Here is a 15,576-nt window from a genome sequence, read left to right as displayed (position 1 = left end):
TGAATGAATCAATGTGGCCAAAGGCCGACGAAGGCCGGGCTCCCGATCGGATAAGTGCCGATCATGCGCCAGGTCGCGCGTTCGTAGGCCTGGATTGCGTCACTGCTCTGCGCGGCGACATAAACGTGTTCGCCGACGATGGAGAAGTGCCGTGGCCATTCGCCGGTGCCGTGGTCGGCCACAGCCACGCCGTCGAAGGCGAACTCCGTGATCTTCTCGGGACCCCGGTTCGACAGGAACAGCCGGTCGTCGTGCAGGACGAGCTGCGCCGGGAGGTTCTCGCCACCAGGTTCGAGCGTCGCCGGAACGGAGCTCTCCACGGTGAACGTGCCCGGCGGCTCTTCGCGCACCGTCACCAGCGAGGCGGCCAGTTCGCCGACGACGTACGCGTGGTTCGTGCCGGGACGCCGGACCAGTTGCCGCGGGCCGGTCCCGGCGGGCAGCGTCGACACCGACACGGGGATCAGTTCGCCTTCCTCGCCGAGGCGATAGCTGCGGATCTCGTCGGTGCCCAGGTCGACCGCGCTGACCAGCGTGCCCGTCTCGTCGACGACGGCCATGTGGACGTGCGCGGCTTCCTGCCGGTCGGTGTTCGGGCCGCCGCCTTCGTGCTGGACCAGCGCCGTCCGCACGGTGGGCACGCCGTCCGGCCCCAGCGCGAACGCGGCCAGGCTGCCGCCGCTGTAGTTGGCGCACAGCAGGAAACGGCCGTCCGGCGTGACCGACAGATGGCAGGGATCCGCCCCGCCGGTCGGCAGCGTGTTCAGGACCGACAGGGTCCCGTCCTCGGCGACCGCCACGGCGGTGATCGCGCCTTCGGCCGTCTCGTTGACGGCGTAGAGCACCGGGAGGGTGGGATGCGGGGTCAGCCAGCTCGGCGAATCCAGCGCGAGCGAGCCCGCCGGGGTCAGTTCCCCGGTCCGCGCGTCGCGCCGGAACGTGCCGATGCCCTCGCCGCGGCCGTCGCTCGCGGCGGTGTAGGAGCCGACGACGAGCACCTGGTTCGCTGTAGTCACGAAGCACACTGTGCAGCAAGCCGCGGCGGAGGTGAAGCCCTCGCGCGTGGCTCACCACGCGCGAGGGCCGGGTGCGTCACTTCAGCGAGTTGTCCACTGTGGTCATGAGGGATCCGGTGTCACCGGACATCTCCCAGGCCATGACCCCGAGCAGTCCTCTCGTCTTGAGCCAGGCGACCTTCTGCTGGATGGACCAGGCGTCGTCGAAGGTCCACCATTGCCCGCCGTTGCCGGTGTAGCACGACGTGGCCACGGCCGCGGTGTCGTGCTGGACGGCGCAGTTGGGGACACTGGCCAAGAGATTCGCGTAGCCACGAGTACCTGCTTCCTCGGCGAACTGGCCTGGCGCGGCACCGGTCGCGCTCTGCCATTCGCCCTTCTTCCCGCCGTCCGCGACCCCTTGCCAGCCTCTGCCGTAGAAGGCGAGCCCGAGGGTCAGTTTCCGTGGATTGGCACCGGCTTCGGTGTAGGCGTTGATCGCCGATTCCACGCTGAACTTGAAGTTGTACGGGTCGTCCGCGTCGGCGTAGAGGTTCCCCTGATGGCCGGTGCGGTTCGGCTCCCACGAGTTGTCGCTGCCCGAGCCGTGGAAGTCGTAACCCTGCACGTTCGCGACGTCGAGGTAGTCGAAGATCTTCGGGATCTCCCAACCGCCCTTCACCTTCGCCGGGTCGGCGGGGGTGAACGCCTGCAGTTCGTACCGTTTGCCGGTGGTCGCGCCGTAGGCGTCCATCTGCGTCCGGAACTCGGCCAGCAGCGCGGTCAGGTTCGTCTTGTCGTTGGCGCTCCAGTGGTTCCCGGGGTGCCCGTCGGGGCTGCCCGGCCACTCCCAGTCGATGTCGATACCGTCGAAGATGCCCGCGGCCGTGCCCGGTCCGCCGGCGCCGCCGTACGCCTTCACGTTGCCCTTCAGGTACGTGTCGATGCACGACGCGACGAACTTCTGCCGCGAGGCGGGCGTGGCCGCGACGTCGGAGAAGTACTTCGAGTAGGTCCAGCCGCCCAGGGAGATGAGCACCTTCAGGTTGGGGTACTTGGCCTTGAGCTTCTTCAGCTGGTTGAAGTTGCCGCGCAGCGTCTCCCAGCCGGTGTCGCCGACACCGTCGACGGACTGGGCCGCGGACATCGGCCGCGAGTAGTCGGCTTCCGCGTCGCCGGCGCCGTCGCCCTGGTTCGGGTCCTGCGGGTTGGACGTCGTTCCCTTGGTGACACCCGAAAGGCAGGTGTGGTTGACCGGGTCGATGTTCCCGAAGGCGTACAGCAGATGGGTCAGCTTGGCGGCCGAGCCGTTGGTCACCAGGTTCTTGACGAAGAACTGGCGGCCGTAGATGCCCCACTGGACGAAGTAGCCGACCCGGGCGTAGCCGTTCACGATGTCGCCGGTGCGGGCGCTGACGGCCGCGCTCGCCGCGGAGACGTTGTCGTACCCGTCACGGGCTTTGACCGTGAAAGAGTACGAAGTGGACGGTGAAAGCCCGGTCACCGTCGCGGTCGTGCCGGTGACGGTGGTGGCGAGGGTCGTGCCGCGGTAGACGTCGTAGGAGACGACGCCGGTGTTGTCGGTGGACGCGTTCCACGCCAAGGAGATCGAACCCGAGGTGACCGCGGTCGAGCGGAGGTTCGACGGCGCCGTCGGAGGCTGGGTGTCGTCGCTCGGGTTGTTGGTGGTCACCGCCAGCGCCGGGGTGGGCGGCGACTTGGCGTCCTTCCGGTCCTTGGCGACGACGGTGAAGCTGTACGCCGTGTTCGGCGTCAGCCCGGTGATCCTCGCTTCGGTGCCGGTGACCGAGGCCGCCAGCGTGGTGCCCTGGTAGACGTCGTAGCCGACGACGGGCAGCGAGCCGGGAGCCGCGGCGTTCCACGCCAGCGCGGCGGTCGTGGTCGTCTTCGCCACGAGACGCAGGTTGGCCGGGGTCGACGGCGGCGTGTCGCCGGAGCCGTCGCAGTTGGCGTCGTCGATCCGGCACGTGGTCGGGTTGACCCCGGAACTGAGCTGGAACGACGGGCTGTAGGGGTAGGTCGAACGGCCCGGCGCGAGCGACTTGATGTAGAACGCCGGGGTGAGGGTGACCTGGTTGCCCGACTGGGAAACCGTGGCGTGCGAGCCGCTCGTGGCGGTCACGCCGGCGGGCACGGTGAAGGTGATGGACCAGTCGGCGACGGTTTCGCTGCTGGGGTTCGTGACGGTGTACTCACCGGTGTTCCCGGCCAAGGTGAAGGCGGCGCGGAGGCGGCCCGCCGCCGACGCCGGATTACCTGCGGCCACGAGGAGCCCGGCGGCGAGGAGTGTCACGGTGAGTGCGCTGAGTAGTCTTCTTCTGGTGCGTCTCATGGCGGTTCTCTCCAAAAGAGGCGGCGAGACTGACCTGCTCGGAAAATGGCGCGCGTGGTCTAGACCACAGATGAATGTAGCGCGGCACGCATAAAAGGTCTAGACCGATTCGTCGGTCGTGAACCCGTTCGGCGCCGGATGCGGACAACAAGTGACACCGACGAACGGCGAAAGGCGGTCCATGAGCTCATCCGAGGCGGATCCGGGCGATCCGGAGGACGCGGAAGTGATCGCGAGGTCGGTGACCAGCCCGGACCGGTTCTCCGCGATCTTCGACCGGCACGCCTCGCATATCCACCGCTACCTGGTCAGACGCATCGGGCCGGTGGCCGCGGAAGACGCGCTGGGGGAGACGTTCCTGATCGCCTTCCGCAAACGCGCGGGATACGACACCGAGCGCCGCGATGCCCGGCCGTGGCTCTACGGCATCGCGACCAACCTGGTCGCGCAGCGGCGCCGTGACGAGGTCAGGGAGCTGAAACTGCGGGAAGCCCTCGGTCCGCCACCCGACGAAGAAGGGCATGCCGAACGCGTCGCCGATCAAGTGACCGCCGAGGCGATGGGGAAACTGCTGGACTCCGCGCTCGCGGAACTGGCCGACGGCGACCGCGACACGCTCACGCTGTTCGCCGGGGAAGGCCTGAGCTACGAGGAGATCGCCGCGGCGCTGGACATCCCGCTCGGCACCGTCCGCTCGCGGCTCAACCGTGCCCGCCGGAAGGTCCGCGAGGCGCTCGGGCGCCCGGACACCACGATCGCGAAGGAGATCTCAACCCATGGATGAGCTGCAGCTGATCGCCGAGCGGACCGGATCGGTGCCCCTCGCGGAATCCGGCGCCCTCGGTTCGGCACGCGCGCGATTGATGGCCGAAATCGCCGACGCCGGAACGGAAAACGCGGTGCCGCTGAAGAATCGGCGGCGCTGGGTCTGGACCGGCGCCGGCGCGGTCGGACTCGCCGCGGCGATCACCGCCGTCGTCGCGCTGGCGCCGGTCGAGAAGGTCGGCCTGGAGCCGACCGCGGCCGTCGCGGACCCCGCCGTCGTACTCCGCAACGCCGCCGCGGCCGCGCTGAAGGCGCCGGGCACACCGCCGAAACCGGACCAGTTCGTCTACACGAAGACGAAGCAGCCCGACGGCGAACGGGAGGCGTGGCTGTCGGCCGACGGCACCCGCGACGGACGGATCAAGATGGCCGACGGCTCGCTCTTCCCGCTCCCGGGCTGCCGGGACGGGCGGGGGCAGGTCTACAAGGGCGGGCAGCCGCTCAAGGGCGTCACGGAACCCTGCACGCCGTCACCCGCCTACCGGACGGACCTCCCCGCCGACGCCGAGGCGATGTTCGCCTACCTCAACGCCCATCACAGCGGTGAGACGGGTGACTACAACGCGATGGGCAAGGACATCCTCGCGCTGGCGAACGAGAATCTCCTCCCGCCGGCGGTCCGGGCAGCCCTGTTCGGCGCGGCCGCCAAGGTGCCCGGGCTGCGCGCCGTCGACCACGCCGAGGACGCGGCGGGCAGGCCCGGTGTCGGCATCACGTGGCCGCTCGGACCGCATGACGACCCGAAGGTGGCGAAACCGGTGGTGATCGTCTTCGCCGCCGACACCTTCCTGTATCTGGGCACGAATTCGACCGCGGTGACCGCGTCCGGCGTGGTGGACGAGGCCGGACAACAGCCCTAGGGCGATCAGCGGCCGGTGAAGGTCGCCTTGCCGGGACCGTCGGCGAGGAACGACTTCACCGCGCCGCGCAGGTCTTCGGTCTCGAAGAGCCCGGCGGCGATGGTCGTGATGTGCTCGTTCGCCTCGGCGACGCCACCGTGCTCGTAGTGCTCCAGGACCTTCTTGGTGGCGGCGTGCGCCCGCGTCGGCCCCTGCGCGAGGTCGGTCGTGAACGCGCGGACGGCCTCGTCGAAGCCGTCCGCCGGGAACACCCGGTTCACCACGTTCCAGCGTTCGAGCGTCGCGGCGTCGTAGGTCGCGCCCGTCATCACGAACTCCTTGGCACGGCCGACACCGGCGCGGGCGGCGAGCCGCTGCGTGCCGCCCATGGTCGGGGTCAGCCCGACGACCCGTTCGACCAGGCCGAACTTGGCCTTCTCGCTCGCGAGGATGATGTCGCAGGCGACCGCGACCTCGAAGGCCCAGGTCAGGCACAGGCCATGGGCGGCGAACACGGTGGGGAACGGGAGTGCGGCGATCCGGTCGGGGATCGCCAGCATCTCGTCGAAGAGCACCTTCGCCTCGGCGGCGCTCGACTGGGCGTCGAACAGGGAGACGTCCACCCCGCCGCTGACGATCTTGCCCTCGGCGCGGATCAGCGCCGCGCGCGGCGGCGTGGCCTCCAGTTCGCGGATGGCCTCGCCCAGTTCGCGCTGCAGTTCCGCCGTGTAGAGGTTCAGCGGCGGCGAAGCGATGGTCAGGACGGCGAGGTCGGCTTCACGGTCGAGGCGGATCGAGGTGGCCAAGGCGGGTTCCCTCCGGTGGGTCGGTTTCCCGTGACCCTAGCCCGAGGTCGCCGCGAGTTCGTCCCATTGCGCCTGTGCTTCCGGTCGCCATTCGACGTGCTTGCGGTGGAAGAGGTCCGCCGCGCGCACGCCGCTCCAGCCGTCGGGGAGAAGTTTCAGCGGAAGCCGAGGATCGAGGAACGGGAAGCTGCGCCATTCGTGTACGAGTTCGGTCTGCGCGCGCAGGACGCCGTGTTCGCCGGAGGGCCGGGCGCCGGTGAACCGGTCGATGAAGTCCTCGTAGCGGTCTTTCAGATCGCTCAGGTCCCAGGACCGCGCGACCATCGTCTCCTGGTCGCCGACGTCGCCGTAGGCGGCGGTGAACGACATCGCCTGTGCGTCGAGGCCGAGGTCCTGCACGATCTGCTGGGCCTCCCGCTGACGGCTGAGATCCGGGCTGACCCAGACCCCCGCGACCGGGGAGCCGAACCCGGCCCAGGTCAGGCGCGTGCGGAGCCGGTGCCGGAGATCCCGCTTCGCTTCGGGGACCGAGACGATCAGCATCAGCCAACGCCCGTCCCACGCCTTTTCCTCGTTGCCGAAGGCGTAGATCCGTTCCGCGCCTTCGGTCAGGAGGCGCCTGCCTGGTGGAGTGAGCGACCAGCGCACTCTTCGCCCGACGCGTTCGGAGACCACCCAGCCCTCGGCGGAGGAACGGGCCAGCGCCTGCCGTGCGGACTTCTCCTCGATGTCCAGCACGCGCAGTGCCTCGACCAGCGTCGACGTCCAGATCGCCTGGTCGCGGGGCAGGACGTACTCGCCGAGGATCGTCATCAGCAGCGACCGCGCGCTGGCATGACCGACTTCCCGCCGCCTGCTCAATGTCGGCCTGCGGGTACCGCCTTTCTGCTGGTGGACGACGGGGACCGGGGTGGCGGAGTCCGCCATTTGCTGTCACCGACCTCAATGCTCGGGGGATTCGTTCGGGTCCAGAAGAACAACCAGGTTACCCACGTTCCGTGATCGCTTGGATACTTGCCACTCTTCCGAGGGACCACGAGCTGTTCAATCGGTCCCCGTAGACTTACCGATCTCATGAGCGCCACACTCGTTGCCAAGGATCTCGCCGCCGGCCACGGCGACCGTGTTCTGTTCTCCGGTCTCGACCTGGTCGTCGCCCCGGGCGAAGTGATCGGTCTCGTCGGTGTGAACGGCGCGGGCAAGTCGACCCTGCTGAAGACCCTCGGCGGCCTCGTGCCACCGGAGGAGGGCAGTGTCCGGCTGAACCCGCCGACGGCCACCGTCGGTCACCTCCCGCAGGAACCGGAACGCCGCGAGGGTGAGTCCGTCCGCGCGTTCCTCGCCCGGCGCACCGGCGTCACCGCCGCCCAGGCCGCGCTCGACGCCGCCACCGAGGCGCTCACCGCGGGCGAACCCGGCGCGGACGACGCCTACGGTCTCGCCCTCGACCGCTGGCTCGCGCTCGGCGGGGCGGATCTGGACGACCGGGCGGGGGAGGTCGTCGCGGATCTCGGCCTCACCGTCAACCTCGACCAGCCGATGCTTTCGCTGTCGGGCGGGCAGGCAGCGCGCGCCGGGATGGCGTCGCTGCTGCTGAGCCGGTACGACATCTTCCTGCTCGACGAGCCGACCAACGACCTCGACCTCGACGGCCTGGAACGGCTGGAGCGGTTCGTGACCGGGCTGCGCGCGGGAACCGTGCTGGTCAGCCACGACCGGGAATTCCTCGCCCGCACCGTCGATCGCGTCGTCGAACTCGACTACGCGCAGCAGCAGGTGCGGACCTATGGCGGCGGCTACGAGTCGTATCTGGAGGAACGTGCCGTCGCGCGGCGGCACGCCCGCGAGGAGTACGAGGAGTACGCGAACACCAAGGCCTCGCTCGAAGCCCGTGGTGCGATGCAGCGTTCGTGGATGGAGAAGGGCGTCAAGAACGCCCGGCGCAAGGCCACCGACAACGACAAGGTGGGCCGCAAGTTCCGGAGCGAGGCGACCGAGAAGCAGGCGTCGAAGGCGCGCCAGACCGACCGCATGATCGAGCGGCTCGAAGTCGTCGAAGAACCGCGCAAAGAATGGGAACTGCGCATGGAGATCGCCGCGGCGCCCCGGGCGGGCGCGGTCGTGGCGACCCTGCGCGGCGCGGTGGTGCGGCGGGGCGGGTTCACCCTCGGCCCGGTCGACCTGCAGATCGACTGGGCGGACAAGGTCGCGATCACCGGGGCCAACGGCGCCGGCAAGTCGACGCTGCTCGCGGCGCTGCTCGGGCGGGTCCCGGTCGACGAGGGCGCCGCCTCGCTCGGTTCCGGTGTCGTGGTCGGGGAAGTCGACCAGGCGCGGAAGCTGTTCCTCGGCGACCTTCCGCTCGTCGAAGCGTTCGCCAGGGAGGTGCCCGAACTCGCCGACGCCGACGTGCGGACGCTGCTGGCGAAGTACGGGCTCAAGGCGGCGCACGTCCTGCGGTCGGCGGCCACGTTGTCGCCGGGGGAGCGGACCCGGTCGGCGCTGGCGCTGCTGCAGGCGCGCGGGGTGAACCTGCTGGTGCTCGACGAGCCGACGAACCACCTCGACCTGCCCGCGATCGAGCAACTGGAGTCGGCGCTCGCGGACTATCCGGGCACGCTGCTGCTGGTGACGCACGACCGGCGGATGCTGGACGCGGTGGCGACGACCCGGCGGCTGGAAGTGGCCGAGGGGAAGGTCACCGAACTCTGAGCATTTAGTCCTCTGAATGCGTGCCGCATCCAGAGGACCAAATGCGGGTCAGCCCTTGGTCGCGCCGCCGGTGAGTCCCTTCACGAACTGCTTCTGCAGGGCCAGATAGAAGATGAGCACCGGCAGCGTCGCCAGGAACATGAGCGCGAAGACGCTGCCGAGATCCGCTTGGTACTGCCCGATCGAGCGGTAGATCCCGGTGGTGACCGTGGTCCCCTGGCTGGGGCCGAGGATGATCAGCGGGTCGATGAAGTCGTTCCAGATCCACACGCCGAGGAAGATCAGCACACTCGCCGTGGCCGGCCGCAGCAGCGGGAAGACGATCCGCCAGAACACCTGCGTCCGGCTCGCACCGTCGAGCAGCGCGGCCTCTTCGAGTTCCACCGGCACCCCGCGGATGAACCCGGTGAACACGAAGACCCCGAACGGCACGTAGTAGCCGACGTTGAACAGCACCAGTCCCTGGATCGTCGCCATCAACCCGGTCAGCCGCAGCACCTCGGTGACCGGAATGAGGATCACCTGCGGCGGGATCATCAAGCCCGCCAACAGGATCAGCGCGAGCACCTTGGTCCACCGCTTGGCCGAACGCGCCAGGTAGTGCCCGAGCATGGCCGAAAGCACCGTCAGCACGAGGATCGACGACAGGGTGACGAGCAGGCTGTTCGCCAGGCTGACCCAGAACAGGCCGTCGGGCCGCGTGAGGACGGCGTGGATGTTGGCCGGCGTCGGTGGCAGCGGGACCGACGCCGGCGTCCGGGCGATCTGGTCGCCGGGTTTGAACACGTTGACGAGCACGTAGTACAGCGGCACGGCGAACAGCGCGCCCACCAGGATCGCCGCGATGGGCCGGAGTTTCGTGCTCACAGGTCGACCTCCCGCCGCCGCAGGAAACGCAGCACGATCGTGGTCAGCGTCGCCACGATCACCAGCATCACTATGGCCATCGCGGACGCGTAGCCGACGTGGTTCGCGTCGAGGCCGGTGGCGAGGACGTCGAACGCGATGGTCGCCGTGGTCCCCGAACCCGGCCCGCCGTTGGTGACGACCTTGACGTAGTCGTAGGTCTTGAACGCCGAGATCAGCAGCACGACGGTGTTGATCGTCAACGAAGGCGCGAGCAGCGGCCAGGTCACCGCGCGGAACCGGCGGACCGGCCCGGCACCGTCGATCTCCGCGGCCTCCAGCAGTTCGGCCGGGACACCCTGCAGGCCCGCGAGGTACACGACCACGCAGAACCCCAGCATCTGCCAGCACACGATCGACGCGACCGAGTACAGCGCCAGATCCGGGTCGGAAAGCCAGCCCGGCGGATGCTCGACGCCGAGGGCGCGGAGCGCGTCGTTGACCGGGCCCCGGTCGTCGAGCAGTTTCGTCCAGATGATGCTGACCACGACCGAGCTGAGGATCACGGGCGTGAAGAACACGCTCCGCAAAGCGTTGTACAGCCAGCCTTTCCGGTCGAGCAGCACCGCGACGCCGAGTCCGAGCACGTTCGGCACGACCACGACGATCAAGGTCAGGATCGTGGTGACCCGGAGCGCGTTCAGGAACTGTTCGTCCTGGAACAGCAGCCGGTAATTCTCGAGGCCCACGAATTCCGCCGGCGGGTTGAACGGATTGTGGTTCGTCAGGCTGTAGCCGAAGCTGATGAGGATCGGTGCCATGACGAAGCACAGGTAGATGACGACTCCAGGTGCGCCGAACGAGGCGAAATGCCACACCCGCGGCAAGATCGGTTTTCTCGCCATCGTGGTGTCAGCGCGCCTTCGCCCACTCGGTGTCCAGGAACGCGCACGCGTCGGCCACCGATCTGCGGCCGGTGATGACGTCCTGCGCGGCCTGGTACACCTTGTCCTTCATACCCGGCAGGAGCCCGTCGTCCGCGGTCTCCCAGCTGAAGGCGTTCACGACCGCGTTCTTCGCGACGGCTTCCTTGTACAGCTCGTATCCCGCCTTGAAGACCGGGCCGACGTCGGCGGGCGGCGTGTAGCCCTTGATCGCGGGGAACAGACCGTCGGCCTTGACCGAGGCGTCGATCTGTTCCTTGTCCAACTGGAACGCGAGCGCGAACTTCCTTGCCGCGTCGAGGTTCGGCGACTTCGCGTTGACGACGATGCCGCCACCGGTGTACGCGGGCACGACGAGTTTCCCGTCTTCGGAAGGAAAATTGAAGACGCCGATCTCGAACGGCGATTTCTTGGCGTCGGCGCTCGCGGCGAACCAGTTGCCCATCGGGTACATCGCGCCTTCGCCGTTGAGGAAGGCCGCCTCGGTCGCCGAATAGTCCCGGGACACCTGGGTCTTGTCGATGTACCCCTTGGCCACCAGATCGGCGAACTTGCCGAACGCCTGCTGGAAGGCCGGGTCGGCGAACTTGACCTTGTCGGCCCGCCGCTGGGAAAGCCAGTCCGGTGTCTTGCCGTAGACGTCGACGCTGACCAAGCCGTCCAGCAGCATCGCGGACGGGAACCCTTCCTTGCCGCCGCCGATGGTGAACGGCGTGATGCCCTTGGCCTTCAGTTTCTCCGACGCCGCGAGGAGCTCGTTCCAGGTCGACGGCGCCGACATGATCCCGGCATCGGCGAAGAGCTTCTTGTTGTAGTAGACCGGCGGGATCGTCTGGGTGTTGGCGGGCAGCTGGTGGTGCCCGCCCTTGATCGGATTGGCGCCGGGGAACTGGAAGTCCTTGAGCTCCTCGGGCGTCCACGCGTAGAGGTTGCCCGATTCGGCGAACCCGGCCGAATCGACGGCGATCGCGACGTCGGGGAACTGGCCGGACTGCAGGAGTTGCTTGGCGTAGCCGGTGCGGTCGGTCGACGGGGCGACCAGTTTCTTCACGCTCAGGCCGGGGTTGCGGTCCGTGACGCGTTTGATGGCGGAGTCCCAGTAGGACGGTGGAAGGTTCGGCGTCTCGAACGTCAGGAAGGTGATCTCGCCGCCGGAGGCGCCCGTCCCGCCGCCGACGGTGCATCCGGTGAGGCTCGCGGCGAGGAGTAGTGCGGCTCCCAACGCGAAGGACCTTCTCATGCCCCAGTCACCCTTCTCGCGGCGATGCACGACGTCTCATATACGACGGCATTCGATCGGATGTCTAGGGGGATGTCAAGCGGCTCTAATGGGCTTTACTGAGCGAAAAGGGGCGATACATCTGATCTATCGGCGGGCTCAGACCTTCGTCAACCGGATCACCGCACTGGCGAAATCGCCGTCGGGAAGCCCGGGGAGCAGGCCGTGTGCCAGGAGCGGGGCACCGTGCCACACCTTTCCCGTGTCCTCGTCGCGGTAGCGGGCCGCGGGGTCGAGACCTTCCAGCCGGACCGGCCGTTCGCGAGTGTGGAAATGTGCCGCTTGCCGGAACACGAACACCACCGCGCGGCCGCCGTCGTCCGCCACGTACTGCAGCGCGGAGACGCCGTCGGTGGCAGGCGGCACGAGACGGTGGAGCCTGCCGTGCTGGACGACCGGCCGGATGTCCTTGTACAGCGCGATCTGTTCGCGCGCGTAGGTCAGCTCCTCCTCGGTCCACTTCACGATGTCGCCGCCTACGCCGAGGACACCGGCCATCGCGACGTGGAACCGGAAACGCAGCGGAGTGGACCTCCGGGTGACGAAGTTGGGGTCGTCGGTGACCCACGCCGACATCGCGCGCGCCGGGTACACCTGGCCGTAGCCGTGCTGGATGACGAGCCTGTCGAGCGCGTCGGTGTTGTCGGAGGTCCAGACCTGATCGGTCCTGGCCAGCACGCCGAGATCGATCCGCCCGCCACCGCCGCTGCACGCCTCGATCCGCAGCCCGGGATGGCGGGCGCGCAGGCGGTCCATGATCGCGTAGACCGAGCGGGTGTGCTCCACCCAGAGCGTGTCCGGATTCCCGTCGCCGGGCCAGCCCGCTTCGCTGAAGGGGCGGTTCATGTCCCACTTGAGGAAGTCGATCCCGTGGTCGGCGACGAGGGAGTCGAGTGTGTCGAACGCCCATTCGGCGACGTCCGGCCGCGCGAAATTGAGCACCAGCTGCCGCCGCAGTTCCGAACGGGTCCGATGTGGATAGTGGAGGACCCAGTCGGGGTGGGCGCGGTACAGATCGCTGTCCGGGTTGACCATTTCGGGTTCGACCCAGAGCCCGAACTTCATGCCGAGCCGGTGTACCTCGCGGACGAGCGGTTCGAGACCGTCGGGGAACTTGTCGCGGTTGACCTGCCAGTCGCCGAGGCCGGCGTGGTCACCGCTGCGGGCGCCGAACCAGCCGTCGTCCATCACGAACAGCTCCACGCCGAGCGCCGCGGCCTTCTCCGCCAGCGCGCGTTGACCGGCTTCGGTGACGTCGAACCCCGTCGCCTCCCATGAGTTGTAGAGCACCGGCCGGAGCTCGCCGGGATGCGGGAGGACGTGGTCGAGCGTGTACGCGTGCCAGGCTCGGCTCGCGGCGCCGAAGCCGCCGTCGGTGTACAACCCGGCGAAGACCGGTGTGGTGAGCGTGTCGCCGGGTGCGAGCCGGGGGACGACGCCGTCCTGGCCGAAGCCGCCGGTCACGGTGAGCCGTCCGGTGGAGGAGCGGGTGGTGGTGATCCGCCACGACCCGCTCCACGCGAGCGCGGCGCTGTAGACCTCGCCGTGCCGCTCGGTGGCTTCGCCGTCGTCGAGCATCACCCAGGGGTTGGCGTGATGGCTGGTGATGCCGCGCCTGCTGCCGAACGTGGTCTCGCCGTGGGGGACGGGCTCGCGGAGCAGCCGGCTCTCGGCCGCCCAGCCGCCGATGACGTGGCTGATCCGGTAGTCCGGCCGGACCGGCACGACCCAGGTCGCGGAGTCGGCGCGGAAGATCTCGATCGGGCCGTCCGTGCCGTCGTGGGCGAGTTCGGTCCAGCGTTCGATGACGTCCGTGCCCGCCGGGACGCGGTAGCCGAGCGTGATCCGCAGCGGGTAGTGGCGATCGCGGAAGTGGACGCGCAGGAGTCCGCCTTCGATGTCGTGGCCGAGGTAGCGCCATTCGAGAGCGCGGGTCCCGTCGGCGAACCGGACCTGGAGGGCGGGGGTCCAGTACCGGGTGCCGCCGTCGGCGGCGAGCTCGTCCAGCCCCTCGTTGGGATCGTTGAAGGAGTCCCAGCGTTCCTCGGTCCGGCCGAGGACGTCGGCGAGCTGGCCGGCGGTGAGGGCCGGGCCCCAGTAGACGTGGGAAGGCGCGTCGTCGACGGTCAGCCGGAGAGCGTAGCTCGTGGCTGCCGTGCGGATGAGCCAGGAACGGGTGCTGTCGTCGAAAACGATCTCGGCCACGGGCCCATCCTTACGCCGAACGCCCGCGGTGACCAGTGGCTCCCGCTCGCCGGTACATCACGCCTGGCGCCGCACACACGTGATCGAAGCCGGAACTCGCGTGATTGAAGACGAAACTCGCGTGATCAGCGGCGGAACATCGAGTGCGGCCTCCAATCACGCAAGTCACGTCCCTGATCACGCGAGTCACGTCTTCGCTCACGCCGCGCCCTGTGTGCCCAGTCCGTGAAGGCCTCCTTGAGGGAACCAGAGTCCCTCAAGGAGGCCTTCACGGACTTCGGGCCAGCAGGGGTACAGAGGACACGGTTGGCTCTAACCGGCCTGATCACTTACGAGGCCGAAGCGGTCAGCCGCCGATCTTCGCGATTGCCACGAAATGCTCCGGCCGCACCCGCACGATCACCTTCCCCGGCGAAGTCGCGTACGCCAGCCAGCCGTCGATGGCCTCCTGCCCAGCCTCGCCGAGGTACCGGCGGGCGATCCGTTCCGAGCCGAGACGCACGCCGTCCGGATCCGAAACGATTTCCGCGACACCCTCGACGCTGACGAACGAGTACGGCGGGAGCGGGTCGTCGGCGACCACCGAAACCCGCGGATTCTCCTTGAGCGCCTTGCCTTTGACGGTGTCCGCACCGAGGTTGACCAGGATGTCGTCCTCGTCGAGGGCGAACCAGACCGGCACCGCGTGCGGCCTGCCGTCCGGGCGGACCGTCGCGAAGACGGCGGTGCGGGTGCCTTCCGCGAGGAAGGCGCGGCGCTCGTCGTCGGTCATCTTCTCCGGCATTACTTTCCCTCCAGGACGGCGTCCAGGCCGAAGGCCGGGAACAGATGGCTGTCGAACGTGGTGAACTCCGCGGCCTTGCCGTCGACGACGCGGACGAGGTCGAGCTTGAAGGCGCGGAAGACGGTGTCGCCGGGCCGCCGCAGGTACGAGGCGAACGCGGGCATCCGGTTGGCGTCGACCGCGACGGCACGCCATTCGCCCATCTCCTCGGCGATCCTGCCGTGCCGGGCGAGATGTTCGAGACCGATGTAGCAGTGGGGCTCCGGCGGCATCGTCACGCGGACGTCGTCGCGGACCAGAGTGCTCAAAGTGCTGAAATCGCCGTTGTCGTGGGCTTCGACAAGCCGCCGGACCAGTGCGCGTTCCTCTTCGGAGGGTGCCGGGACCGACCATTCGCCGCGCTGCTGCGGGAGGCGTTCGCGCAGGGTCGCGCGGCCCCGTTGCAGGGCGCTGTTCGCGGCGGGGACCGAGAGGTCGAGCAGTTCGGCGGTTTCGGCGGCCTGCCAGCCGAGCACGTCGCGCAGGATCAGCACCGCGCGTTGCCGCGGCGGCAGCATCTGCAGGACCGCGAGGAAAGCGAGTTCGATGGTCTCCCTGGCGACGGCGAGCGCGTGCGGTTCGGCCTCGGGCGGCGCGATCTCGTCCAGGAGGCGGTCCGGATACGGCTGGATCCAAGGGATTTCGGCGAACGAGCGGACCGACGGCACCCGCCGGTCCTTCTTGCGGATCGCGTCGAGGCAGGCGTTGGTGGCGATCCGGTACAGCCACGCGCGGAAGTTGCCGCCGTCGAAGGTGTCCAGCCCGCGCCACGCGTTGAGCAGCGCCTCCTGGACGACGTCTTCCGCCTCGTCGAACGAGCCGAGCATCCGGTAGCAGTGGACGTGGAGTTCCCGGCGGTGCTGTCCGGTGAGCGCGGCGAAGGCGGTTTCGTCTCCCGCCTTCGCCGCGGCGATCGTGTCGGTCATGGCGCCTCCCATCGAGTGTTCTT

General features: G+C 68.7%; 13 protein-coding genes. 3 read left to right on the top strand and 10 right to left on the bottom strand.

Features of this window, described 5'->3' with window-relative positions:
• Nucleotides 1-8: 8 nt before the first annotated feature.
• Nucleotides 9-1,025 (bottom strand): lactonase family protein, encoded by a 1,017-nt coding sequence (locus DMC61_RS19770; protein WP_370456419.1) that lies wholly within the window; start codon nucleotides 1,023-1,025, stop codon nucleotides 9-11.
• Nucleotides 1,026-1,092: 67 nt separating this feature from the next.
• Entirely contained in the window at nucleotides 1,093-3,309 is a 2,217-nt protein-coding gene (locus tag DMC61_RS19765; RefSeq protein ID WP_125690936.1) for a glycosyl hydrolase family 18 protein, read from the bottom strand.
• Between the two features lie 220 nt (nucleotides 3,310-3,529).
• Here DMC61_RS19765 and DMC61_RS19760 point away from each other — a divergent pair, with 220 nt between their 5' ends.
• Nucleotides 3,530-4,132: an RNA polymerase sigma factor gene (locus DMC61_RS19760; RefSeq protein WP_199750043.1), complete on the top strand. Its 603-nt coding sequence runs from the start codon at nucleotides 3,530-3,532 to the stop codon at nucleotides 4,130-4,132.
• Nucleotides 4,125-5,033, top strand: a complete 909-nt coding sequence (locus DMC61_RS19755; RefSeq protein WP_125690535.1) for a CU044_5270 family protein — start codon at nucleotides 4,125-4,127, stop codon at nucleotides 5,031-5,033. Before DMC61_RS19760 ends, DMC61_RS19755 begins: the two co-directional genes overlap by 8 nt.
• A 5-nt stretch (nucleotides 5,034-5,038) precedes the next feature.
• On the opposite strand, the gene DMC61_RS19750 is transcribed toward DMC61_RS19755, so the two are convergent.
• On the bottom strand, nucleotides 5,039-5,818 hold the full coding sequence (locus tag DMC61_RS19750; protein ID WP_125690534.1) for an enoyl-CoA hydratase/isomerase family protein: 780 nt from the start codon (nucleotides 5,816-5,818) through the stop codon (nucleotides 5,039-5,041).
• 36 nt (nucleotides 5,819-5,854) lie between these two features.
• Nucleotides 5,855-6,745 carry a PaaX family transcriptional regulator C-terminal domain-containing protein gene (locus DMC61_RS19745; RefSeq protein ID WP_125690533.1) on the bottom strand — a complete coding sequence of 297 codons (891 nt, stop codon included), beginning with the start codon at nucleotides 6,743-6,745 and terminating at the stop codon, nucleotides 5,855-5,857.
• A gap of 147 nt (nucleotides 6,746-6,892) precedes the next feature.
• Between DMC61_RS19745 and DMC61_RS19740 the strand changes: the two genes are divergently transcribed.
• Entirely contained in the window at nucleotides 6,893-8,530 is a 1,638-nt protein-coding gene (locus tag DMC61_RS19740) for an ABC-F family ATP-binding cassette domain-containing protein (protein WP_125690532.1), read from the top strand.
• Nucleotides 8,531-8,578: 48 nt separating this feature from the next.
• Here DMC61_RS19740 and DMC61_RS19735 read toward each other — a convergent pair whose 3' ends face one another.
• The 6 genes from DMC61_RS19735 to DMC61_RS19710 form a co-directional block, all read right to left on the bottom strand.
• On the bottom strand, nucleotides 8,579-9,397 hold the full coding sequence (locus tag DMC61_RS19735) for a carbohydrate ABC transporter permease (protein WP_125690531.1): 819 nt from the start codon (nucleotides 9,395-9,397) through the stop codon (nucleotides 8,579-8,581).
• Nucleotides 9,394-10,281 (bottom strand): carbohydrate ABC transporter permease, encoded by an 888-nt coding sequence (locus DMC61_RS19730; RefSeq protein WP_233594868.1) that lies wholly within the window; start codon nucleotides 10,279-10,281, stop codon nucleotides 9,394-9,396. The genes DMC61_RS19735 and DMC61_RS19730 overlap by 4 nt, the downstream gene beginning before the upstream one ends.
• Before the next feature lie 7 nt (nucleotides 10,282-10,288).
• On the bottom strand, nucleotides 10,289-11,560 hold the full coding sequence (locus DMC61_RS19725) for an extracellular solute-binding protein (RefSeq protein ID WP_125690530.1): 1,272 nt from the start codon (nucleotides 11,558-11,560) through the stop codon (nucleotides 10,289-10,291).
• A gap of 138 nt (nucleotides 11,561-11,698) precedes the next feature.
• Complete coding sequence (locus DMC61_RS19720; protein WP_125690529.1) at nucleotides 11,699-13,804, bottom strand: alpha-galactosidase; 2,106 nt, start codon at nucleotides 13,802-13,804, stop codon at nucleotides 11,699-11,701.
• Nucleotides 13,805-14,150: 346 nt separating this feature from the next.
• The gene (locus DMC61_RS19715) at nucleotides 14,151-14,588 is read right to left on the bottom strand and encodes a PPOX class F420-dependent oxidoreductase (RefSeq protein ID WP_125690528.1); all 438 of its coding nucleotides are present in this window, start codon (nucleotides 14,586-14,588) and stop codon (nucleotides 14,151-14,153) included.
• On the bottom strand, nucleotides 14,588-15,553 hold the full coding sequence (locus tag DMC61_RS19710) for an RNA polymerase subunit sigma-70 (protein ID WP_125690527.1): 966 nt from the start codon (nucleotides 15,551-15,553) through the stop codon (nucleotides 14,588-14,590). Before DMC61_RS19710 ends, DMC61_RS19715 begins: the two co-directional genes overlap by 1 nt.
• Between the last annotated feature and the right edge of the window lie 23 nt (nucleotides 15,554-15,576).

Origin of the sequence: Amycolatopsis sp. WAC 04169, assembly GCF_003947535.1 — a bacterium.
GTDB classification, from domain to species: domain Bacteria; phylum Actinomycetota; class Actinomycetes; order Mycobacteriales; family Pseudonocardiaceae; genus Amycolatopsis; species Amycolatopsis keratiniphila.
The sequence above is the reverse complement of the archived record's forward strand: the minus strand, read 5'-3'. Positions and strand labels throughout refer to the sequence as shown.